At 74.9% G+C, this 22979-nt stretch carries 18 protein-coding genes and 1 pseudogene; 5 read left to right on the plus strand and 14 right to left on the minus strand.

The genetic code is table 11. The annotated features are described in order from the left end of the window. Positions 1-53 precede the first annotated feature (53 nt). Positions 54-476 carry an ester cyclase gene (locus FHU28_RS31180; protein WP_184688678.1) on the minus strand — a complete coding sequence of 141 codons (423 nt, stop codon included), beginning with the start codon at positions 474-476 and terminating at the stop codon, positions 54-56. A 94-nt stretch (positions 477-570) separates the two neighbouring features. Between FHU28_RS31180 and FHU28_RS31185 the strand changes: the two genes are divergently transcribed. Further along, positions 571-1617 carry a glutathione S-transferase family protein gene (locus FHU28_RS31185; RefSeq protein WP_376700854.1) on the plus strand — a complete coding sequence of 349 codons (1047 nt, stop codon included), beginning with the start codon at positions 571-573 and terminating at the stop codon, positions 1615-1617. Positions 1618-1736: 119 nt separating this feature from the next. On the opposite strand, the gene nuoH is transcribed toward FHU28_RS31185, so the two are convergent. Further along, positions 1737-2699: an NADH-quinone oxidoreductase subunit NuoH gene (gene nuoH, locus FHU28_RS31190; RefSeq protein WP_184688682.1), complete on the minus strand. Its 963-nt coding sequence runs from the start codon at positions 2697-2699 to the stop codon at positions 1737-1739. Further along, the gene (locus FHU28_RS33300; RefSeq protein ID WP_184688684.1) at positions 2699-3637 is read right to left on the minus strand and encodes an NADH-quinone oxidoreductase subunit C; all 939 of its coding nucleotides are present in this window, start codon (positions 3635-3637) and stop codon (positions 2699-2701) included. The genes nuoH and FHU28_RS33300 overlap by 1 nt, the downstream gene beginning before the upstream one ends. A 102-nt stretch (positions 3638-3739) precedes the next feature. Between FHU28_RS33300 and FHU28_RS31200 the strand changes: the two genes are divergently transcribed. Continuing rightward, on the plus strand, positions 3740-4786 hold the full coding sequence (locus FHU28_RS31200; RefSeq protein ID WP_184688686.1) for a glucose 1-dehydrogenase: 1047 nt from the start codon (positions 3740-3742) through the stop codon (positions 4784-4786). Between the two features lie 31 nt (positions 4787-4817). Here FHU28_RS31200 and FHU28_RS31205 read toward each other — a convergent pair whose 3' ends face one another. Together FHU28_RS31205 and FHU28_RS31210 are read right to left on the minus strand one after the other, a co-directional pair. Continuing rightward, on the minus strand, positions 4818-6134 hold the full coding sequence (locus FHU28_RS31205) for a DUF2252 domain-containing protein (protein ID WP_184688688.1): 1317 nt from the start codon (positions 6132-6134) through the stop codon (positions 4818-4820). Between the two features lie 36 nt (positions 6135-6170). Then, positions 6171-6731, minus strand: a complete 561-nt coding sequence (locus FHU28_RS31210; protein ID WP_184688689.1) for an NADH-quinone oxidoreductase subunit B — start codon at positions 6729-6731, stop codon at positions 6171-6173. 170 nt (positions 6732-6901) lie between these two features. On the opposite strand from FHU28_RS31210, the gene FHU28_RS31215 reads away from it, so the two are divergent. Further along, positions 6902-7831 (plus strand): hypothetical protein, encoded by a 930-nt coding sequence (locus FHU28_RS31215; RefSeq protein ID WP_184688691.1) that lies wholly within the window; start codon positions 6902-6904, stop codon positions 7829-7831. Between the two features lie 49 nt (positions 7832-7880). On the opposite strand, the gene FHU28_RS31220 is transcribed toward FHU28_RS31215, so the two are convergent. The 3 genes from FHU28_RS31220 to FHU28_RS31230 are packed head-to-tail and all read right to left on the minus strand — an operon-like array spanning position 7881 to position 11145. Next, the gene (locus FHU28_RS31220) at positions 7881-9359 is read right to left on the minus strand and encodes a pyridoxal phosphate-dependent decarboxylase family protein (RefSeq protein WP_184688694.1); all 1479 of its coding nucleotides are present in this window, start codon (positions 9357-9359) and stop codon (positions 7881-7883) included. Between the two features lie 44 nt (positions 9360-9403). Further along, a complete protein-coding gene (locus FHU28_RS31225) occupies positions 9404-10798 on the minus strand; it encodes an MFS transporter (protein ID WP_221453343.1) in 1395 nt (464 codons plus the stop codon). 32 nt (positions 10799-10830) lie between these two features. Beyond that, positions 10831-11145, minus strand: a complete 315-nt coding sequence (locus FHU28_RS31230; RefSeq protein WP_073828986.1) for an MGMT family protein — start codon at positions 11143-11145, stop codon at positions 10831-10833. Between the two features lie 13 nt (positions 11146-11158). Here FHU28_RS31230 and proB point away from each other — a divergent pair, with 13 nt between their 5' ends. Both proB and FHU28_RS31240 read left to right on the plus strand, forming a co-directional pair. Further along, positions 11159-12316: a glutamate 5-kinase gene (proB, locus tag FHU28_RS31235; RefSeq protein WP_184688696.1), complete on the plus strand. Its 1158-nt coding sequence runs from the start codon at positions 11159-11161 to the stop codon at positions 12314-12316. Between the two features lie 74 nt (positions 12317-12390). Then, complete coding sequence (locus FHU28_RS31240; RefSeq protein WP_184688699.1) at positions 12391-13632, plus strand: glutamate-5-semialdehyde dehydrogenase; 1242 nt, start codon at positions 12391-12393, stop codon at positions 13630-13632. Positions 13633-14750: 1118 nt separating this feature from the next. On the opposite strand, the pseudogene FHU28_RS33170 reads toward FHU28_RS31240, so the two are convergent. The 6 genes and pseudogenes from FHU28_RS33170 to FHU28_RS33175 all read right to left on the minus strand — a co-directional run. Next, a pseudogene (locus FHU28_RS33170) lies at positions 14751-15620 on the minus strand (hypothetical protein); the annotation flags it as partial. Positions 15621-15749: 129 nt separating this feature from the next. After that, positions 15750-16997, minus strand: a complete 1248-nt coding sequence (gene moeZ, locus FHU28_RS31250; protein WP_184688702.1) for an adenylyltransferase/sulfurtransferase MoeZ — start codon at positions 16995-16997, stop codon at positions 15750-15752. Between the two features lie 41 nt (positions 16998-17038). Continuing rightward, complete coding sequence (locus FHU28_RS31255; protein ID WP_184688705.1) at positions 17039-17884, minus strand: DUF3152 domain-containing protein; 846 nt, start codon at positions 17882-17884, stop codon at positions 17039-17041. Positions 17885-17962: 78 nt separating this feature from the next. Beyond that, positions 17963-18832 carry a DUF3152 domain-containing protein gene (locus FHU28_RS31260; protein ID WP_116508771.1) on the minus strand — a complete coding sequence of 290 codons (870 nt, stop codon included), beginning with the start codon at positions 18830-18832 and terminating at the stop codon, positions 17963-17965. A 5-nt stretch (positions 18833-18837) separates the two neighbouring features. Then, positions 18838-19836 carry an alpha/beta fold hydrolase gene (locus tag FHU28_RS31265; protein ID WP_184688707.1) on the minus strand — a complete coding sequence of 333 codons (999 nt, stop codon included), beginning with the start codon at positions 19834-19836 and terminating at the stop codon, positions 18838-18840. A gap of 38 nt (positions 19837-19874) precedes the next feature. After that, positions 19875-22733: a hypothetical protein gene (locus FHU28_RS33175; protein WP_311773681.1), complete on the minus strand. Its 2859-nt coding sequence runs from the start codon at positions 22731-22733 to the stop codon at positions 19875-19877. Between the last annotated feature and the right edge of the window lie 246 nt (positions 22734-22979).

A 22979-nucleotide genomic window follows, 5' to 3' on the forward strand; every position in this document is an offset into this window, starting at 1 on the left:
GCCCGGGCGCGCGCGACCACCACCCGGCGCTTTGGCCCGGGCGTGCGGCCGGATCACGCCTCGCCGGGTGTGAGCGGAGGCAGCATCTCCACGCCGAGCTGCTGGAGCACCTGGAACAGCTCGTTGACGCTCCACACGTCCACGATCCGCCCGTCGTCGTCGAAGCGCAGGAACGTCGCGCCCGAGTAGCTGACCACCCGGCCGGTCGGCGGCACCGGGCCGAACTGGCCCGCCTGGGTGCCGGCGGCCCGCCAGCGCACCGCCACCCGCGTGCCGGTGGCCACCACATCGACGATCTTGTAGCGCAGGTCGGGGAACGACGCCCGCCGGTCCCGGTGCCAGGCCAGCATCGCCGCCGGTCCGGTGCCGCCCAGGCCCGGGCAACCCGCTGCCACCAGCTCGTACGCGCTCTCCTCGCGCCCGGCGTTCCACACGTCGGCGACGAAACGCCGGGCCGCCGTCTCCACATCGATCACGGCGGGCAGCCTATGCCCCTTTGTGACGCGCTCGACCTGCCGGGAGCCGCCCGAGCGACCATGATGGGAGCGAAAAGCGAACTCGGAGGTGGGCGTGGGCGGCAGCGACGACGAGGTCCTGGACCGAACCGGCGGCAAGTACGTGGAACCGGGTGGCGAGTTCACCCGGGACCAGCGCTACATCGCCACCCGGATCACCGCCGACGGGCGGGACGGCTGGCCGGTGGAGCCGGGCCGGTACCGGCTCGCGGTCAGCCGGGCCTGCCCCTGGGCGAACCGGCTGATCATCGTCCGGCGGCTGCTCGGGCTGGAGGACGCCATCTCGACGGCAGTGGCCGGGCCCACCCACGACAAGCGCAGCTGGACGTTCGACCTGGACCCGGACGGCAAGGACCCGGTACTCGGCATCGAGCGGCTGGCCGACGCGTACTTCGCCCGCTTCCCCGGCTACGAGCGCGGCATCACCGTGCCGGCGCTCGTCGACGTGCCCACCGGGCAGGTGGTGACGAACGACTACGCGCAGATGAGCCTGGACCTGACGACCGAGTGGACGGAGCACCACCGGCCGGGCGCGCCGGACCTCTACCCGGAACCGCTGCGCGCCGAGATCGACGAGGTGAACGCTGTCGTCTTCGCGGACGTCAACAACGGCGTCTACCGGTGCGGCTTCGCCGGCAGCCAGGAGGCGTACGACAAGGCGTACCACCGGCTGTTCGACCGGCTCGACTGGCTGAGCGAGCGGCTGGCCGGGCAGCGCTACCTGGTCGGCGACACGATCACCGAGGCGGACGTACGGCTGTTCACCACGCTCGTCCGCTTCGACCCGGTCTACCACGGGCACTTCAAGTGCAACCGGCAGAAGCTCAGCGAGATGCCGGTGCTGTGGGCGTACGCCCGGGACCTGTTCACCACGCCCGGGTTCGGCGACACCGTCGACTTCGACCACATCAAGCGGCACTACTACGAGGTCCACCTGGACATCAACCCGACGGGGATCGTGCCGCTCGGCCCCGACCTGAGCAACTGGCTCACCCCGCACGACCGGGAAAAGTTGGGCGGCCGCCCCTTCGGCAACGGCACCCCACCGCCACCCCCACCCCCGTCCGAGCGGGTGGACCCCGCCCACACCCCGCTCCCCTGACCCGCCCCGCCCGCCCTCTCCTCGTTGATCTTGTACTTCCGGCCCCGGAGCCGCGCAGATTGCGCCTTTTGCCGGGGCAGAAAGTGCAAGATCAGCGGGGAGAGGGGGCGCGGGCGGGGTCAGAGGGCCAGGCGGACTGCGGCGGTCAGGACGAGCTGGGCCAGGGCCAGGGGGACCAGGACCAGCCAGCAGAGGCGCTGGAGCTGGTCCTCGCGCAGCCTCGGGTAGCTCACCCGCAGCCAGATGATCACGAAGGCGACGGCGAACACCTTCAGCAGCGTCCACAGCCAGCCGAGCTGCGCGTCGGCGAACGGGCCCTGCCAGCCGCCGAGGAACAGCACAGTGGTCAGCGCCGCGATCACCACGATGCCGACGTACTCGGCGAGCAGGAAGAACGCGAACCGCAGGCCGGTGTACTCGGTCATGTAGCCGAAGACCAGCTCGGAGTCGGCCACCGGCATGTCGAACGGGGGACGGCGGATCTCCGCCAGCCCCGCCACGAAGAAGATCACCATGGCCGGCGCCTGCCACAGCAGCCACCACGGCTGCCACGCCTCGACGATGCCGGACAGGTTGAGCGTGCCCGCCGCCATCGCCACCGAAGCGGCGGCCAGCACCAGCGGCAGCTCGTAGCCGAGTAGCTGGGCGGCGCCGCGCAGCCCGCCGAGCAGGCTGTACTTGTTGGCCGACGCCCACGCGGACATGAGCACGGCCAGCACGCCGACGCCCACCACTGCGAGCACGAAGAACAGACCGATGTCCAGCGGCTGGGCGACCAGGTCACCCGGCCCGAGCGGGATCACCAGCAGCACCAGCAGATACGGCACCAGCGCCACCGCGGGCGCCAGCCGGAACACCTGCCGGTCCGCGTCGCGCGGGGTGACGTCCTCCTTCTGCACGAACTTGATGCCGTCGGCCACCAGTTGCGCCCAGCCGTGGAAGCCGCCCGCGTACATCGGGCCCAGCCGGCCCTGCATGTGGGCCATCACCTTGTGCTCGGCCTGGCCGACGATCAGCGGCAACGTGAGGAACGCGACGAGCACCCCTGCTACGCGCAGGATCAGCTCCAACCAGTCCGGCATCAGCTCTCCCCCGCCGCGTCGGGGTCCGGCTGCTGACGGGGCGGACCGGTCGGCCGTTCCCCTGGCAGCGGCCGACCGAGCGGACCCGCCTCATCGACCGCCGGAGCAGCATCGGACCCAGGCCCGGCCTCCCCGCCGACGGGCGTCTCCGGAGCCTCCCCGGAAGCGGGCCCGGCCGCGCCGGCAGCCGGCCGAGCCTGACGCTCGCCGGAAGCGGGCTGCGCCGGGCCCTCACCGGCCGAAGGACGGGCAGCACGCGCCGGACGCTCCCCCGGAGCGGGCCGCGCCGGGCGCTCCCGGGCCGGGCGGGCCGGCGTACCCCCGCGAGGGCCCTCACCGGCGCCCGCCGCACCGGCCGGCGTGGGCGTGGTGCCCCACTCCCCCGGCGCCGGCACGCCCGGCGGCCGGACCGGCCGTCGTCCGCCGCCGGCCGCCGACTCGCCCGGCTCCTTCGCGCCGGGCCACGGCTTGGCGACGCGGGAGGCCAGGACGAACTCCTTGCGCAGCGGGTGCCCCTCGAACTCCGGGGGCAGCAGCAGCGGCCGCAACTCGCCGTGGCCGGCGAAGTCGATGCCGAACATCTCGTGGGTCTCCCGCTCGTGCCAGGCCGCGCCGGGGAACAGGTCGACCACCGAGGCGACGACGGGCGCGTCGCGGGGGACCCGGGTGCGCAGCAGCAGCCCGTGCCGGCCCCGGACCGACCAGAGGTGCAGCACCACGTCGAAGCCGTCGGCCAGCTCGTCCACCGCGGAGAGCCAGTCGAGGAAGTCGAAACCCAGCTCGGCGTCGTCGCGCGCCGCACGCACCGCGTCCGCCCAGCTCGCCGGGGGTACGTCGACGGTGGCGCGGGCGTACCCCTGGCCGCCGGAGACCGACGCGGTGGCCTCCACGGGCGCGAGCAGCTCGACCACCCGCCGGCCGACCTCTTCCGGAGTCATGCGCTGATCCTATGGCCGACGGCTGCGGACCGGGTCGGGCCGCCCGGGCGGGATCGTCGCTTTGCCGGACGGGCGGCGGGAGCGCGCGGAAAGATGAGGTACGTGCGCGCTGTGACTGTGACCCCCGGTGTCCCGGACTCGCTGCGGCTGGTCAACGACTGGCCCGAGCCGGCGCCCGAGGAGGGCGCGATCCTGGTGGAGGCGCTGGCGGTGGGCGTCTGCGGCACCGATCACGAGATCGTCGCGGGCGAGTACGGCGAGGCGCCGCCGGGCCAGGAGCGGCTGGTGCTCGGGCACGAGTCGCTGGGCCGCGTGCTGGAGGATCCGACCGGCACGCTGCAACCCGGCGACCTGGTGGCGGGCGTGGTCCGCCACCCCGATCCGGTGCCCTGCGCGAACTGCGCGGTGGACGAGTGGGACATGTGCCGCAACGGGCGGTACACCGAGCACGGCATCAAAGGGCTGGCCGGTTTCGCCCGGGAGCGCTGGCGGCTGCAGCCCAAGTTCGCGGTCGGCCTGGACCCGGCCCTCGCGTCGGTGGGCATGCTGCTGGAGCCGGCCAGCGTGGTGGCGAAGGCGTGGGACCACATCGAGCGGATCGGGCTCCGCGCCGAGTGGAAGCCGAAGAGCGTGCTGATCACCGGAGCGGGGCCGATCGGTCTGCTCGCGGCGCTGCTCGGCAGCCAGCGTGAGCTGTCGGTGCACGTGCTGGACCGCAACACCTCAGGCCCGAAGCCGGACCTGGTCCGGGCGCTGGGCGCCACGTACCACACCTCGTCGGTGACCGAGCTGGACCTGAGCCCGGACGTGGTGATCGAGTGCACCGGCGCGCCCACAGTGGTGCTGGACGCCATGTGCAAGGCCGCGCCCACCGGGATCGTCTGCCTGACCGGCGTGTCCAGCGGCGGCCGGACCATCAACTTCGACGCCGGGGCGCTCAACCGGGAGCTGGTGCTGGAGAACAACGTGGTGTTCGGTTCGGTGAACGCCGGCCGGCGGCACTGGGACCTGGCCGCCGAGGCGCTCGCCCAGGCGGACCAGTCCTGGCTGACGTCGCTGATCACCCGCCGCGTACCGGTCTTGGACTACCGGGAGGCGTACGCCCGCACCGGCGAGGACATCAAGGCGGTGCTGGACTTCACGCAGTGAGGCGGGGCGCCGCAGCCGGCGCCCCGCGCCCTCAGATGCCGGGTAGCCGGCCGTTGCGGAACAGGTCCACGAAGAGCTGGTGGTCCTCGCGCGCCCGGATCCCGTACCGGTGGGCGAAGTCGACCAGGTAGTCGACGAACCCGTCCGGGTCGGCGTCGACAGCGGCGACTATCGCCTCCTCGGTGGAGTAGTCGACCAGGTCGTGGCTGGACTCGTCGTCGGCCACCGAGTGCATCCGGGCCACCGCACGTCCCAGGTCGGCGAGCACGCCGCCCAGTTCCTCCGGCTCGTTCACGTCGGCCCAGTCGAGGTCCGCCGCGTACGGGGAGACCTCGGCGACGAGCTGACCGACGCCGTCCAGCTCGGTGAAGCCCAGCCACGGGTCGGCGTGTGCCTGCAACGCGCGCTGCGACTCGGCGGTGCGGTGCCCCTGGTGCCGGAAGTACGACCGGACGCGCTCGTCGTCGACGTACCGCGCCACGGCCGGCACCTGCGCCTGCTTCATGTAGATGACGACGTCGTTCTCCAGCGCCTGGGTGTGCCCCTCCAGCAGCAGGTTGTACGACGGCAGCCCGGCCGAGCCGATGCCGACGCCCTTGCGCAGCACCACGTCCTTGATGCCGGTGGCCACCGGGCGCATCCGGGTGGTCGAGTCCGGCAGCGTGTGCAGGTAGTCGGCGAACGCGGCGCAGACCTTCTCCCGGGTCGCGGCGTCGATCTCGTGCACGCCGACGGCGAGCGAGAACCGGCGCTCGTAGTTGTCGACGGTGGTCTGCGCGGCGAGCAGGTCCACCCGGGTGTTCAGCCGCGCCTGCTGGAGCACCCGGCGCAGCACACCGTCGGCGTTGTCCAGCGTGATCGAGCCGATCGCGTCGTCCCCGCCGGCCGCGATGGCCCGCAGCTCGGCCAGGTACGACCGGGCGAAGCCGGTGACCAGCTCGCCGATCACCCGGTCGGAGAGGGCCTTGGCGTAGCCGATCAGCGCCACGCTCGCGGCGAGGCGCTTCAGGTCCCAGGTGAACGGCCCGACGTACGCCTCGTCGAAGTCGTTGACGTTGAACACGAGCTGCCCGGAGGCGTTCATGTAGGTGCCGAAATTCTCGGCGTGCAGGTCGCCGTGGATCCACACCCGGCTGGTCCGCTCGTCGAGGAACCGGTCGCTGCCGAAGTCGCCGCGCTGGTCGGCGTAGAACAGCGCCGCGCTGCCCCGGTAGAACGCGAACGGTGACGCCGCCATCTTGCGGAACTTGCGGCGGAACGCCGCCGGGTCGATCGCCATGGACGCGCCGAACTCCTCGGTCAGCACGCCGATGATGAAGGCGGAGCGCTTCTCCGCGAAGTCGGTCATGAGCCGCAGGCTAGACCGGCGGCGCCACCTGACGGCTCAGCCGAGCGGCGGACGTACCGGTGGCGCGGTCAGCGCCTCGACCGGCCGGGGGATGACGTCCGCCGGGGAGGCGAGCGCGTCGGGGCGGGGCACGCCGCCGACGCCGGACTGCTCGGCGGCGATCTTCTCCTGGAGGCGCAGGATGCCGTGCAGCAGCGCCTCCGGGCGGGGCGGGCAGCCGGGCACGTAGACGTCGACCGGAATGAGCTGGTCGACGCCCTTGGTCACCGAGTAGGAGTCCCAGTACGGGCCGCCGCAGTTGGAGCAGGCGCCGAACGAGATCACGTACTTCGGCTCGGGCATCTGGTCGTAGAGCCGCTTGATGGCCGGGGCCATCTTGTCGGTGACGGTCCCGCTGACCACCATCAGGTCGGCCTGCCGGGGGCCGTGGGCGAACGGGATCACGCCGAGGCGCATGAAGTCGTGCCGGCCCATGCTGGTCGCGATGAACTCGATGGCGCAGCAGGCCAGGCCGAAGTTGAACACCCAGAGCGAGTAGCGGCGGCCCCAGTTCAGCACGAACCGGATCGGCTCGCCGAGCACGCCCGGCAGCTGCATCTCCGACCTCCCCGCTGTCCGCGAACCCCGAGCAGACAGTCAACCACAGCGTTCCGGTGTCGTACCCACGACAGGGAACCCGCGCAACGGTCCCCGGCGCCGGCGGGTGTCACCACTGTCGGGCGGACGGAACGACCGCCGCCCACCACGGGGATCACGGAGGACCTGTCATGACCACACGCACGGCACGAGTCGCGACCGCGCTGCTCGCCGGGGCAGCAGCCCTGTTCGCGCTGGCCACCCCCGCTGCCGCCACGAGCGGCACCGCGGCGGCACGGCTGACCGTCGACACCGGGCCGCTGGTGCTGACGCCCACCGACCGGGGGTACGTCGGCACGCTGACCGCGACGATCAGCAACCGGGGCCGGGCCGACGGCGTCGCCGACCTGCTCATCACCGAGCCGGCCGGGGCCTCGTTCATCGGCCTGGACGACGGCACGCCGTGGTTCACCGAGGATCTGGTGGACAACCGCCGGGTCATCGGCAGCTTCGGCGGCCGGGTCGCGGCGGGCGACAGCCGGGCCCTCCGGCTCAACTTCCAGGTCTGGACCACCGCGCGCGCCTACCCGATGCTCACGCTGGGCGGCGCGATCGCGGTGGTGCCGGGCGGCGGCACCCGGGTGTCGGACCGCGACTCCTTCCCGACCGTGTTCCGGTCCACCTCGGGCAGCGTCCGCGCTCCGCGCGTCTACCGGCAGGCCACCGATACGGATCTGACCGTCAGCGGTGGCGACGTGACGCTGACCCGCCAGGCCGACGGGCGCCTGCTGGGCCGGATGCCGGTGACCGTGCGCTACGGCAACGACGCGCCGTCGTTCCGGCTCGCCGCGCGGGCGGTCCTGCCCGCCGGAGTCGAGGTGTGGAGCACCGACCCGCAGGACATGCCCAGCTTCCCGGACTCGTTCGACGTCCCGGGTGGCCGGTTCATGCCCGGCGAGGAGCGCACGTTCGACGTCGTCCTGCGGGCCCCGGCCGGAACGCCGGCCGGCGCGCTGGGCAGCGGCACGTTCACCGTCGAGGCCGTCTACGTGAACGAGCCGGTCGGGGACGTCGACCCGGCGGACAACACCACGACGTTCAGCGTCAGCGCGGCCGGCTGAGGCACCTGACGGCGCGGCCCGCCCGGTCTCCGGGCGGGCCGCGTCCACGTCACCAGGCCGGGCGCTGGAGCAACCCGACGAACTCGGCGAGCAGCCGCTCCCGCAGCCGGGCCGGCGCGGCGTCGAGCAGCGTGTTGACCACCGCCATCCGGTCCGGCACACCGGCGCCGCCGGCCAGGCCGAGCCCGTCCGCCAGCCCGGCCACCAGATCCGGGGTGAGCGACTCCGGGGTGAGGCTGCCGGCCAGCGCCAGCAGCTCCGGCGGCAGCACGACCGGTCCGGCGGCACGCGCCGCCGCGACCGCCTCGGCCAGCGCCGGGCCGAACTCGGCCACCCGGGGCGCCACCGCCGCGGTCACCGTGAGGTGCACGCTGGCCGGCAGATCGGCGTACGTGAGCTGGGGCTGGGTGTGCCAGCCACGCGCGGTCAGCTCGTCGACCAGCACGAACAGGTCGAGCCCGGGGTCGTCGGCGGTGAAGCAGACGACAGTGGTCTCCGGTTCGGTCATCAGCCGCAGGCCCGGGGTGGCCCGGATCGCGTCGGCGAGCCCGGCGACCGCGTCCCGGGTAGCGGCGGCCAGCCGCAGGTAGCCGTCCTCGCCGAGGTGGCGCAGCGTGGCGTACGCGGCAGCGATCGGCCCACCGGAGCGGGTCGAGGCGATCACCGGGTTGACCATCGTGTACCCGGGCCAGTCGGCGTACGCGAAGAACTGCGGGGCGCGCAGCGCCGGATCGCGGTGTAGCAGCACCGAGACGCCCTTCGGCGCGTACGCGTACTTGTGCAGGTCCACCGAGATCGAGGTGACCCCCGGCACGGCGAAGTCGAACGGCGGCACCGGTGCGCCGAGCCGGCGCAGCCAGGGCAGCGTCCAACCGCCGAAGCAGGCGTCCACGTGGCATCGCACCCCGGCCGCCTCGGCGACGGCGGCGATCTCCGCGACCGGGTCGACCACCCCGTGCGCGTACGACGGGGCGGACGCGACCACCAGCACGGTCTCCGGGCGGATCGCGGCGGCCACCGCTGCGACGTCCGGGCGCAGCGTCACCGGGTCGAGCGGCACCGTGTCGAGCGTGACCCGCAGGTAGTGCGCCGCCTTGGCGAACGCGGCGTGCGCGCTGGCCGGCGCCACGATCCGTGGCTCGGTCAGATCGGGGCGGGCGTCCCGGGCTGCCTTGACGGCGAGCAGCAGCGACTCGGTGCCGCCGCCGGTGACGCTGCCGACCACGTCCGGCGCGCCGGTGCCGGGGCCGCCGCCGAGCAGCCGGGCGGCGGCGCCGACGAGCGCGTTCTCCATCGCCAGCAGCGACGGGAACGCGGTCGGGTCGAGGCCGTTGACGTGGGCGCTCTGCCCGTACGCGGCCTGCGCCAGCTCGTCCAGGCCGCTCACGCCCGGGTCGTAGACGTACGCGAACAGTCGCCCGCCGTGCGTCGGCCGGTCGGCGTCCCGCAGCACGCGGATCTCGTCGAGTACGTCCGCCGCGGGCATCCCCTGTGCGGGCAGCGCGCCGGCGCCTGCCGTGTCGGTCATCGGGTGGTTCCTCTCCTGGACGGGCCGGGCGGACAGTGCGGTGCTCACGCCCGCGCGGTCGGGGCGGCGCCGTCGGCCTCGGACGCTGTGGTCCCAGGCGCGGTGGCGTCCGGGGCGGTGGCCAGCTGTGCCGGGGTCAGGGTGTAGCCGCGCAGCAGCACCAGCGGGATCGCCACCAGCAGCGCGGGCAGCACGGTGAAGCCGAGCAGGACGCCGAGACGTGCCGTGTCGGACTGGACGGCAGCGGTACCGGTGGACGAGGAGACGTAACCGGAGAGCTGGAGCACCAGCCCGTAGATGCCCGGCCCCAGCGCCAGCCCGAACGTCTCCCCTGCGGTCCACAGCCCGGTGAACACCCCGGCCTGCCGCCGCCCGGTGCGCACTGTGTCGTACGCGATGCAGTCCGGCAGCATGGCCAGCGCGAACACCTGCTGGCCCGCGTACCCGACGCCGATCACCGCGACCACCGCGTACGCCCCGGCGGCGGGCAGCGCGGGCGCGGCGACCAGGGTGAGCGCGCCCACCGCGAAGATCAGCGACGCGGCGACGAGCGATGCCCGCTTGCCGAGCCGGGCGCCGGCCCGCGACCACAGCGGCATGACCAGCAGCGCGGGCGCGACGAAGCAGGCGAACAGCAGCGTGGGGCCGCTGTCCGGCTCGCGCAGCACCTGGCCGGCGAAGTACTTCACCCCGGCCAGCACGGTGGCCACCCCGGCGGACTGGATCACGAAGCAGATCAGCAGCACCCGGAACGGCCGGTTGCGGGTGGCGACCGCGAGCTGGGCGCGCAGGCTCGGCTCGCTCTCCCCGACCGTCCCCGACGGCGCGGACCGGGTGCCGAGGAAGACGCCGACCGTGCCGACGACGATGAGCGCGGCGACGAACAGGCCCATCCACCGGTGACCTGGGACGCCGTCGCCGCCGGCGGTCACCACCGCCGGGGCCACCGCCCCGGAGACCAGGATGGCCAGCGCCAGCACCGCGATCCGCCAGGTCATCATCCGGGTACGCTCCGCCGGGTCGGCGGTCAACTCGGCCGGCATGGCCACGTACGGCACCTGGAAGAACGCGAACGCGGTGGCGGTGGCCAGGAACGCCAGCGCCACGTACGCGGCCGCGCCCGGACCGCTCGCGAACGGCGCGGCGAAGATCGACGCGAACAGCACCGCGAGCGCCAGCCCGCCGACGAGCAGGTACGGCCGGCGGGCGCCCCAGCGGGAGCGGGTCCGGTCGGAGATCCGCCCGGCGACCGGGTTGACCAGCACGTCCCACGCCTTCGGCAGGAGCACCAGCAGTGCGGCCAGCCCGGCGGCGACGCCGAGCGTGTCGGTGAGGTACGGCAGCAGGAGCAGCCCGGGCACGGTGCCGAACGCGCCGGTGACCAGGGAACCCAGCGCGTACCCGAGGTGCACCCGGCGGGGCAGGCCCGAAGCTGTCATGGAGCCGAATGCTACTCACGTTATGGCCCGCGTCACATCCCCTCGTCCGGCGACCACGACGCCGCCGCGAGGTCCACCCGGTCCCCGCGCAGCGGGCACCCCTCGGCGAGTAACCGCTCCCGGGCCTTGCGCTCGTGACCCGGCGGCAGCCGGCCGGCCGAGTTCACCACCCGGTGCCAGGGCACGCCACCCCCGTGCCGCGCCATGATCGAGCCGACCAGCCGCGGCGACGCCCGTCCCGAGCGGTCGGCGAGCGCGTCGGCCACCGCCCCGTACGACATCGCGCGCCCCGGCGGGATCCGCTCGACAAGTGCCAGCACCGCCTCGACGTACTCGTCAGGTGTCACGAGCTGCCACGATATGGGAACGCGCCGCGGCGTCACAGACCGCAGCGCGCAGAATGGTCGGGTGCGTGAAGCAGTCACCTCGGCCCGCCGGATCGTCGTCAAGATCGGTTCGTCCTCGCTGACCACCGCGACCGGCGGCCTGGACGACGCCCGGGTCGACGCGCTCGTCGACACGCTCGGCGAGCTGACCGCCGCCGGACGCGAGGTGGTGCTGGTCTCCTCCGGCGCGATCGCCGCCGGGCTCGCCCCGCTGCGGCTGCCCCGGCGCCCGCGCGACCTGGCCACCCAGCAGGCCGCCGCCAGCGTCGGCCAGGGCCTGCTGATCGGACGGTACGCGGCCGCGTTCGCCCGGCACGGCCGCACCGTCGGGCAGGTGCTGCTCACCGTGGACGACGTGACCCGGCGCGCGCACTACCGCAACGCGTACCGGACGCTGCGCAAGCTGCTCGACCTGCACGCCGTGCCGATCGTCAACGAAAACGACACGGTGGCGACCGAGGAGATCCGGTTCGGCGACAACGACCGCCTCGCCGCGCTCGTCGCCGCGCTCGTCGACGCCGACCTGCTGGTGCTGCTCTCCGACGTCGACGCGCTCTGGACCGGCAACCCGGCCCGCCCTGGCAGCACCCGCATCACCGAGGTGCACGGCGAGGGCGACCTCGCGGGCGTGGACATCGGCGGGGCCGGCCGGGCCGGGGTGGGCACCGGCGGCATGGTGACGAAGGTCGAGGCGGCCCGGATCGCCACCGGCTTCGGCATCCCGGTGGTGCTCACCGCCGCGCCGCTGGCCGGGCCGGCGCTGGCGGGCGAGCCGGTCGGCACGTACTTCCACCCGAGCAGCCGCCGTCCCGCCGCGCGCCTGTTCTGGCTCGCGCACGCCACCGCGCCCCGGGGCCGCCTGCACCTCGACCCGGGCGCGGTGCAGGCGGTGGTCGGCCGCCGCAAGTCGCTGCTGCCCGCCGGCATCACCGCCGTCGACGGCGCGTTCACCGCCGGGGACCCGGTCGACCTGGTCGACACCGCGGGCGCGCCGGTGGCCCGAGGGCTGGTCAACTACGACGCGGTGGAGCTGCCCGGCCTGCTCGGCCGGTCCACCTCCGAACTCGCCGCGGCGCTCGGCCCGGCGTACGAACGTGAGGTCGTCCACCGCGACGACCTGGTCCTGCTGTAAGCAAGGGCCCCTTCTTAACACCCGTCTGTTAATAAGGGGCCCCTCCTTAAAACACCTCCGAAGGAGTACGCACGATGAGCGTCGTCGAGCAGGCCCGGCGAGCCCGGGACGCGGCGGAAGCCCTGGCCACTGCCACCCGTACCGTCAAGGACGCCGCGCTGCACGCGATGGCCGACGCGCTCGTGGCGCGTACCCCCGAGGTTCTCGCGGCGAACGCGGCGGACCTGGCGGCCGGGCGCGACGCCGGGCTGTCCGCGGCCGTGCTGGACCGCCTCGCGCTCGACGAGGGCCGGGTGGCCGCCATCGCCGACGCGCTGCGCCAGATGGCCGCGCTGCCCGACCCGGTCGGCGAGGTGGTACGCGGCTCGACGCTGCCCAACGGCCTGGAGCTGCGCCAGATCCGGGTGCCGTTCGGGGTCGTCGGCATCGTCTACGAGGGCCGGCCGAACGTGACTGTCGACGCCGCCGGGATCTGCCTGAAGTCCGGCAACGCGGCGCTGCTGCGCGGCTCCTCGTCGGCCGCGCACTCCAACGCGGCGCTGGTGGCGGTGCTGCGCGACGCGGTCGCCGGCGCCGGGCTGCCGGCGGACGCGGTGCAGCTGCTCGACTCCAGCACCCGCGACTCGGTGAAGGAGCTGATGCGCGCCCGCGGCCTGGTCGACGTGCTGATCCCGCGCGGCGGGGCGTCGCTGATCCGCGCCGTGGTCGAGGAGTCGACCGTGCCGGTGATCGAGACCGGGGTGGGCAACTGCCACGTGTACGTCGATGCCGCCGCCGACCTCGGCAAGGCGCTGGCCGTCACGCTGAACGCCAAGACCCAGCGCCTGTCCACCTGCAACACCGCGGAGTCGCTGCTGGTGCACCGCGACGTCGCGGACGCCTTCCTGCCGGCGGTGCTCGCCGCGTTCGCCGACGCCGGGGTGACAGTGCACGGCACGCCCGAGGTCGCCGCCCACTCCGCCGCCGTGGTCCCGGCCACCGAGGAGGACTTCGGCACCGAGTACCTCTCCGCCGACATCTCCGTCGCCGTGGTCGACTCGCTCGACGCGGCGGTCGCGCACATCCGCCGGTACGGCACCGGGCACACCGAGGCGATCGTCACCGACTCGCAGCGCGCGGCCCGAGAGTTCGTGGCCCGGGTGGACTCCGCAGCGGTCATGGTCAACGCGTCGACCCGGTTCACCGACGGCGGCGAGTTCGGGTTCGGCGCGGAGATCGGCATCTCGACGCAGAAGCTGCACGCGCGCGGCCCGATGGGCCTGCCGGAGCTGACCAGCACCAAGTACGTGGTGACCGGGGACGGCCACCTGCGCTGATCAGCTGGCTTCTGATGCCGTCACCTCGCCGAACTGGTCGGGCGGCTCGCCAGCACGGGGAAGTGGTGCCATCCCAGCGCCTCCGATACCGCCACCTCCCCGAACTGGTCGGGCGGCTCGCCAGCACGGGGAAGTGGCGGCATCCCGGTGCTTCCGATGCCGCCACCTCCCCGAACTGGTGTTGATCATCGGCTAGCCGGGCTACGCGAGCTGGAGTGGATCACCGTCTGCCGGTGCGGCGGGGTCGACCGGTGGGGTGGTGCCGGGCTGCGGCAGCGCCGGGGCCGTGGGCGCCGGTGGCATGACCAGCGGAGGCAGCCCTCGGGACACCGGGGCGGCTGGTGGCACCGCAACCGCCGGAGGCAGGCCGGGCAGCACCGGGCCGGGTGCCAGGTCCGGCACCGGCTGCCCAGCAGGCCCGGTGCCCTCGTCGGGGAGCAGATCGGGCGTGACGACCCAGGCGGACCACGGACCCGGCCCACCGTCCGGACCGGCCGACATCACAGGGCCGGCCGACGGATCAGGCTCTGCCCCCGAACCAGACGCGGCATCGACCCGACGTCCGGACGGAACCACATGTGAGGCCCGAGGCCCTGGGCCGGAAACGAGTTCGGCGCGCCGTCCGTCCCCACCGACAGCGCGGGCGCGATCCCCGGTCCGGCTGACGTGTCAGTGCCGCGACCGGACGGCAGGTCAGGGCCGAAGCCCGCCGACGATTCGGGGCCGCGGCCGGACGAAGGCTCGGGGTCCCGGCGGGACGACGGGTCGGGGTCGGGACTCGCCGACGCGGCCGATGCCCCGGCCGGGCCCGTCAGCGGGCGAGTCAGGGCGGGGCGGCCCGGGGCGGGCAGCGGAGGCGCGGGGGCGGGCGCAGGCGCGGCGGTGGGCGCGGACGGCGGAGGCATGGAGGCGAACGGTGGAGGCGCGGCGGCGGACGGCGGAGACGCGGGCGCGGGCGGCGGAGGCGCGGGCGACGCAGGGGTGGAGGCGGGCGGCGGAGACGCCGATCCGGGGAGCCGGCGCGGGCGCGGGGCCGGCACCGCAGGCGGCGAGGGCAGCTCGGCGGGCCGCGGCGCCAAGAACGGCGCGCCGGACACCGGGGCCTCGGGCGCGTTCGGGCGGCACGCACGGATCGCCCGCAGCGTGGTGTGCACGTCGAACTGGTGCCCGTCGTCGCTGTCCCAGCCGCCGTCGCTGCGCTGGGTCTCGGCGAGCCGCCTGCGTGCGGAGACCAGCAGCCACTGCTCCTCGCCCACGTCGACCCGACGCAGCGTGGCGGCGAGCCAGGCCACGTCGGCCGGGGACATCTGCGGGATCCGGTCGGCCAGCACCGCCTGGATGCGCGCCGACTCGTAGTACATCTGCTGGCGGTGCAGCACCGCGGCGGCGAGCCAGCCGGCGGGCAGGAAGGACGGCCAGCTCCCGTCCGGCGCGAGCTGGGCGGCGAGCGCCTGCGCGGCCGCCTGCACCACACCGGCGTACGCGCCGCCGACCCGGTGGTCCAGCGGCCCGGCGGCCCGGGCGTCCAGCCCGGCCACCGTGAGCCAGAACCCGGCGTTCGCGGTCTGATAGAGCCGGGCCTCCGGATCGCCCGGGGTGGCCCATTCGGGGGCGAGGCCGGCCAGTGACGGGTCCTCGTCCCAGCCACCGTCGGGCAGTTGCCGGGCGGCGAGCCAGTCCAGCGCGTGCCGGGCCGCCGGCCGGCCGAGCGCGCCGAGGTCGTCCAGTTCGGCCAGGCGGAAGCAGGTCGCGTCGATCGAGGCGACTTCGCCGTCGAGCACGGCGGGCCAGCCGCCACCGGGCGCCTTCCCGGACTCGGCGGCGTCGAGCAGGCCGGGCGGCACCGGAGCGCCGGTGCGCAGCCGGGAGAGACGGGCGCGGTCCACCGCGTCTCCGTGTGCGACGACGAATCCGATCGCCGCGTCCAAGTCCACCACGGCCCTGACGGTACTGGCGCGGCCGAGGTTACGCCTCGGTAGCTCGGTCAGGGCCGGTACCGCCCACCGGTCGCCGAGGCCATCCACCTGCGGGTCGGGCGACCAGGCGTTTGTCCACGCCACGGGGCACGGAAAGCACGATGGGCCCGCCCGGGAACCGGGCGGGCCCATCGACGTGACTCAGTACGACGGCAGGGACGGGTCGATCTGCTTGACCCAGGAGAGCACACCGCCCTGGACGTGCACGGCGTCGGTGAAGCCGGCCGCCTTCAGCGCGGCGAGCGCCTCGGCCGAGCGGACGCCGGACTTGCAGTGCAGCACGATCTGCCGGTCCTGCGGGAACTTCGCCAGCGCCTCGCCGGAGAGGATCTCGCCCTTGGGGATGAGCGTCGAGCCGGGGATGCGGACGATCTCGTACTCGGCGGGCTCGCGGACGTCGACGAGGAAGACGTCCTTGCCCGAGTCCTGCCAGTCCTTCAGCTCCAGCGCGGTGATGGTCGAGTCGACCACCGCCTCCTGCGCCTCGTCGGAGACCGCGCCGCAGAAGTCCTCGTAGTCCTCCATGAGGTCGGTGAGGGTCGCGTTCTCGCCGCAGAGCACGCAGTTCGGGTCCTTGCGGACCTTGATCTTGCGGTAGCTCATCTCCAGGGCGTCGTAGACCATCAGCCGGCCGACCAGCGGCTCACCGATCCCGGCGAGCAGCTTGATCGCCTCGTTGACCTGGATCGACCCGATGGACGCGCAGAGCACGCCGAGCACGCCGCCCTCGGCGCAGGAGGGAACCATGCCGGGCGGCGGGGGCTCCGGGTAGAGGCAGCGGTAGCAGGGGCCGTGCTCGGCCCAGAACACCGACGCCTGGCCGTCGAAGCGGTAGATCGAACCCCAGACGTACGGCTTGCCGAGCAGCACCGCGGCGTCGTTGACCATGTACCGGGTGGCGAAGTTGTCGGTGCCGTCGACGATCAGGTCGTACCGGGAGAAGATGTCCCGGACGTTCTCCCGGTCCAGCGCGGTGTTGTGGATCTCCACGTTGACCAGTGGGTTGATCTCGCGGATCGACGCGGCGGCGGACTCGGCCTTGGAGCGGCCCACGTCGGAGACGCCGTGGATGACCTGGCGCTGAAGGTTCGACTCGTCGACGGTGTCGAAGTCGATGATGCCGAGCGTGCCGACACCGGCCGCGGCGAGGTACAGCAGGGCCGGCGAGCCGAGGCCGCCGGCGCCGACACAGAGCACCCGGGCGTTCTTCAGCCGCTTCTGCCCCTCCACCCCGACGTCCGGGATGATCAGGTGGCGCGAGTAGCGGCGGATCTCGTCTACGGTCAGCTCGGCGGCGGGTTCGACGAGCGGGGGCAACGACACGGTGGACTCCCCGGGATCGGCGGTGTGACCGCGCCATTGTCGCTCGCCCGGACGGGGATCGGCCATGATGAGGGACACTCGGCCCGAACTGCGGGACCGGGAATAACTCAGACGCCGTCGGTGGGCTCGCCGGAGTATCGGGCCCCGTCGACGTATGGCCAGGCGTTCGGCAGGCAGCCGTCCAGCCCGTACGTCTGCTGCTGCATCACCGGGGCGGGCGCGCCGGGCGCCGGGCATGCCTGGTGCAGCTCACCGAACTCGTGCCCGACCTCGTGGTTGATCACGTACGTCCGGTAGACCTCCAGCGGGGCGCCGTAGTCGGGCACCGCCGTCATCCACCGGGCCAGGTTCAGCACGACCCGGCCGGGCAGCCGGCAGGAGGTGTACCGGTCGGTGCGCAGGCCGCCCTCGGCGCACATCCGCTCGGAGGTGACCGGGGTGGCGAGGTAGACGGTGAAGTCGGCGGCGGCCACCTCGGGCACCCGCTGCACCCGCAGTTCCCCCGACGCGATCCAGCTGCGCGGGTCGCCGAGCACCGCGTCCACGGTGGTGGCGAAGCGGTCGGCGTCCTGCCCCGTACCGTGCTCGACCTCGACCCGGTAGCGGGTCAGCGGCCCGTCGTGTCCGCGTACCGGGGATCGCCCCTGGGCCACGGCGAACGTGCCGGGCCCGGCGGTGGGGTAGCCGGTCGGCGGCGCGGCCGGGACGTCGGCCTCGGCGGCGCCGCGGGCGAGCGACGGCTCGGCCGCGAGCGACGTCCCGCCGGGCCCGGGGGCGTTCAGCCGGGTGACGCCGACCGCTCCGCTGCCGGCGGCCAGCAGCATCGCCAGCAGCAGCACCGAACGGCGGCGACGACGTCGCATGCGGCGCAGGGTGGGCCGCTCGGCCGGGTGACCGGGCGGCGGTCGGCGGCGCGGCTCGGCAGGCATGTCGTAAGGGGACGACGACGTCATGACATCAGCGTGCCATGCAATTCGGGCATTTAGCTGCTTTTGCCGCCTATGCCGCGAATCTTCTTCACAACCGGCGCATCACAGGCTCGGCCCGGCGTACCGCTTCCCGCCCACGTAGGGCCAGGGGTTCGGGCGGCAGCCGTTGAGGAAGAGCGTCTGCTGCTGCATCACCGGCGCGGCCCGCCCCGCCCTCGGACACCCCTCATGCCGGTGCCCGAGCTGGTGGCCCACCTCGTGATTGATCACGTAGAGCCGGTAGTCGTCGAGCGTCATCCCGGCGGCGACCAGATGCGGCGCGGAGGTCCGCCACCGGTCCAGGTTGATCACCACCTTGCCCGGCACCCGGCAGGACGTGTACGGCACGCCGCCCACGCGGATGTCGATCCCGCCCGCGCCGCACAACCGCCGCGCGGTCTCCCGGGTCGCCAGGTGGATCGTGAAGTCGTACCCGCTGCCCGGCCCGACCCGCTGCAACCGCAGCCGGCCGCCGTCCACCCAGCTCCCCGGGCCCGCCAGGGCCCGCTGCACCGCCTCGCCGAAGTCGCGGACCTGCTCGCCCGAGCCGTTCTCGACCGCCACCCGGTACCGCTGAAGCGTCCCGGAGCGGCCCAGCACCCCGCCGGGCCGGTCGTCGTAGCCGAAGCTGCCCCGCCCTTTTGCCGGCCCCGGGTCGGACAGCGTCAGCACCGGCGGCGCCGGGGAACTGGGCGTCACCGGAGGCGGCGGGGCGACGCTCGGCGCCGACGACGGCGCCCTCGCGGGCGCCGGAGGCTGGGCGACGAACCCGTCGGTGACCCGCGTCCCCGCCCCCGCCGACGGCAGTTGCAGCGCCGCGCCGACGCCGACCGCGGCGACGGCGAGGAAGGCGCACACCACGAGGGCCGAGCGCCAGGCAGGACGAGCGGCGGCCCGGGACCGGGCGGTGCGGGGAGGGCGTGAGCTGGGCATCCGGCTCAGCCTGCCATGTCGCGCCCCGTTCCGCTCTCCCCCGCACCGGCCTCCGGCGACGACGGCGTCTCGCCGAGCAGTCCCAGCACCGCCCGCGCCACCGTCCGCGGGACCTCAAGCTGCGCCACGTGCCCGACGCCGTCGAGCATCAGCAACCGGCTGTCCGGGATCACGCGGGCCGCCTGCGGCGCCACCCGGACGTCGACCAGGCGGTCCTGCCGTCCGCCCACCACCAGCGTCGGCGCCCGCACCGCCGCCGCCTGCCGCCAGAGCGCGCCCTCCCCCGGCAGGTACGAGCGCAGGAAACTGCCGACCAGGCCCCGGAAGGTACGCACGTACGCGGCGGCATAGTGCGCGGCCTCGTACCGGACCCGGATCTCGTCGATCGCCTCCTGCCGGCGCTGCTCGCTGATCCGGGTCAGGTCCGCCACGCACGCCTCCATCACCTGCTGCGCCGTCACCTCGGGAGTGAACTGGGCCAGCCGCCAGGCAGCCAGCCGCTCGCCCTGGGGGATCGCCAGCAGTGGAAGCATCCGCCCCTGCAACGAACGCCGGAAGTCCAGGAACGGCAGGGCCGGCGAGATCAGGGTGAGCGTGCGGACCAGGTCCGGGCGCAGCGCCGCCACCCGGACCGAGATCGCGCCGCCGAGCGAGTTGCCGAACAGGTGCACCGGCCCCCGGTCGGTGTGCTCGATCCAGCGGATCACCCGCTCGGTGAAGGCCGGGATGGTGTAGCGCGGTCCGGGCTCGCTGCGCCCGAAGCCGGGCAGGTCGATCGCCTGGCCGTCGAGCCGGCCGGCGAGCAGGCCGGCCAGGTCGGTCCAGTTCTGCGCGGACCCGCCGAGGCCGTGCACGTACAGCGCCGGTTCCGCGCCGGGCCCGGTGGCCGGGGTCTCCCGGACGTGCACAAGCGTGCCGTCGATCCGGACGTGCCGGCCGGGCCAGGGCGGCGGGAGCTCGTGCGCGGGAAGGCTGTGCTCCGGCCAGAGTGCGGCGCGTTTCATGTCTCCAGTTTCCCCGCCCGCGCCGTACCGCACACCGTTCAGGTGAGCAGCGCCTCCAGCCGCCGGTTCACCGCCGCCAGCGTGGCCCGCACGACCGCCTGCCGGGGATCCCCGGCGACCAGGGCCGAACCGGCCAGTTGCTCCACCCAGCCGTCGCAGACCAGCAGCACGACCACGGTCGCCACCTCGCAGTTGCCGAACGGCACCACGGCGGCGTGCTCCACGAAGCACCGGCCGTGCTCGCCGGCCGGGACGCCCCGGTCGAGCAGCTCGTCCACCGCGGCGGCCGCGGCCACGGCGCACAGCCGCAGCACGTACCCGTCGACGGCCGGCCCGGTCGCGTGGCCCTCGGCCGTCCGGTCGCCCGCGACCAGGCGGACCTCCGTGGTGGCGTCCAGGCCGAACGTGCTCACCAGGACGTGCTCGATCACCACCCGGGGACCCGGCGCGCCACCGGTGTCGAGCGGTCGCGACGGCGCGGTCTCCGTCGTGGTCATCTGCCCGCCGGAGTACGAGGTGCCGAGCGTCACCGGGCTGCCGGTCGACATGCCGGTCGGCGCGGCAGCCAGCGACGTCTCGTCGACAGCGGCCCGGCCCCGGTGGGTGGCCTGCCGGCGGCGGCGCGGCGGCTCGTCGCCGTCGACCGGGGCGTCGGCCGGACGCGCGGCGCGGTCCGTCCCGCCGAACCGCCCCTCACCGGAGCGGTTCGCGGCCGGGCGCACCACACCGGTACGCGCCGGCGTCTCGTCCCCGGCCGGTCCGGGCTCGTCACCGTTGCGGGGCGCGGGCGCTGCCGTCCACGTCTCGTCCGGCAGGGCGCGGGCGTGAATCGGCCCGGGCGACCGGCCCTCGCCCGCGCGTGCCTCACCGGCGCGGTCCAGTCGGGCCGACCGCCGGCGCAGCTGGGCCGGCGGCGGCGCGCCCTGCGCGCCGGGCAGGTTCTGCGGCGCCGCGGCGAGGCCCATCCGTTCCTGGAGCAGCCGGGCCACCAGGCGGCTGACCTCGGCCGGGTCCGCGCCGTCGGCCAGGTCGAGCCGGAGGCTGTGCGCGCCGGCCGGGGTACGGCGCAGCGCGGCGTCGCGTACGCCGGCCACCTCGCGGACCGCGTCCAGGATCGCGTTGACGTCGAAGCCCTCCGGACGCTCACGCAGCGGCGCGGGCTCGTCGTCCCGGCGCAGGTGGGTGGCGATGCGGGCGAGTTCGGGGGTCTCGGCGGACGGTTCCACTGCCGGCGGCTCCGGCACGACTGGCACGTCGGGCTCGGCGGGGACGCGCTGCGGCAGCACCACGGGGGCCGGCTCCTCCGGTCGGGGCTCGGCGGCCGCGTCGGCGGCCGGTACCGGTTCGGGCGCGGACCGGCGGGCGGCGTAGGGAGGCGCGCTCGCCGGCTGGGGCGCGGTGGTGCGGTCGGCGTGCGCCGCGCCGCTCGTGGCGGGGGCGCCGGAGATCGGCCGGGCCGGCGCGCCGGAGGTGGGCTGGGCCGGGACGCCCGAGATCGGCCGGGCCGGGACGCCGGAGATCGGCTGCGCCGGAACGCCCGAGATCGGCCGGGCCGGGACGCCGGAGATCGGCTGCGCCGGAACGCCCGAGATCGGCCGGGCCGGGACGCCGGAGATCGGCTGCGCCGGAACGCCCGAGATCGGCCGGGCGGGGGCGGCCGGCGGCTGCCGGGGACCGTCGGCGGGCTCACCGGTGGCCCGGGTCGCGGGGTTGGCGACGGGGGCGGCGGTGGGCGGCGGCCCGGCGGGTGCGGCGGGGTACCCGGGGAACGTCGGGGTGTACCCGCCGGCCGGCGCGGGTGGCGCGCTCGCCGGCTCGGGACCGGCGCCCGGGTTCACCGGCGTGACCGGCACCGGCGGTCCGGCCCACGAGGGTCGCTCGTACCCCTGCGGCGGCTCGGCGTCACCCCGGGCCAGCCGGAACGGCCGGGTCGCCTCACGCGCCTGCTCCGGACCGGCGCCCGGCTCGTGCTGACGCCCCGGCTCGGACTCGTACGGGCGCGGCGGCTCCGGCGCGTACGGCCGGGTCGGTTCCGGTCCGGCGGCCGGCTCGGCGCGCAGCGGCTCGTACGGCCGTACCGGCTCGGGCCGGGGCGGCTCGTAGCCGGACGGCGGCTCGACGCGGGCCGGCATGTACGGCCGCACCGGCTCGGGCGCCCACTCGGCCGCGCGCTCGTCGCGGGCCGCACGGTCATCCCAGCTCGCGCGGTCGTCATGGCCCGCACGGTCGTCCCAGCTCGCGCGGTCGTCATGGCCCGCGCGGTCGTCATGGCCCGCGCGGCGGCCGGTGGTGTCGTCCTCCCGCTCGCGCCGGTCGGCGGGCTCTGCGGCCCGGCGCGCCGGTGGCTCGTCGGTGCGGGCCCACGGCGGGGCCCAGCCGTCGCCCCAGCTCGGGCGGTTCCAGGACGGTCCGGACCAGTCCGGTTCGCCGGCGCCCGGGTCGTCCGCGACCGGCTCCCGGGAGTCGGCGGCGGCCCGGGGCTCGGCGGGGCTCGGGGGCCCGTCCGGTGGACGGACGTCGCCCGCGGGCTGCGCAGAACGGCCGGCCGTGTCGGTGGACGGCTCGGCCGGTGGCCGGTCGGCCCAGCCACGGGAGAGCGACGGGGTGGACTCGGTGTTCGGCGCGTGGAAACCCGGTGGCACCTCGAAGCCGGAGGCGGCGGCGCCGACCGGCGGTACCTGCAGGGCCGGGGGCGCGGAGGCGGGACCGCTCTCGGCCCAGCGCGGCGCGGCGGCCGGGTCGTCGGCGGCGTGCCGGGACCCGGCGGCGTCCGCCGGGCTGACCTGCTGCTCGACCGCGGGCGCCGGTCGCGGGGCCGGTACGGCCAGCCGCTCGCCGTCGCTCTGCCGGGGCGGCTCGTCCGCCGGCGGGGCACTGACCGGCGCCTGGCGGGTCACGCGCGACTCCTCCCCGGCGTGATGTACGCCGTTGACGTGGCGGCCGTTCACCGGGCTCGGCTCCGGTTGGCCGGGTAGCGGAGCCGGCAGGTCACCGTGCCGTGGCGAGGAGGCGGCCCAGCCGCCGAGATCGCCGTAGGGCCAGCCGCCGGGCGCCGGAGCGCCACGGGACCAGCCGTTCGGCGGGGGCGCCCAACCGCCGCCGGTACGGGCTGGTTCATCCTGCCGGCCCGTCCCGTCGCCGTG

It is taken from the genome of Micromonospora echinospora, assembly GCF_014203425.1.
In the GTDB taxonomy this organism is placed as follows: domain Bacteria; phylum Actinomycetota; class Actinomycetes; order Mycobacteriales; family Micromonosporaceae; genus Micromonospora; species Micromonospora echinospora_A.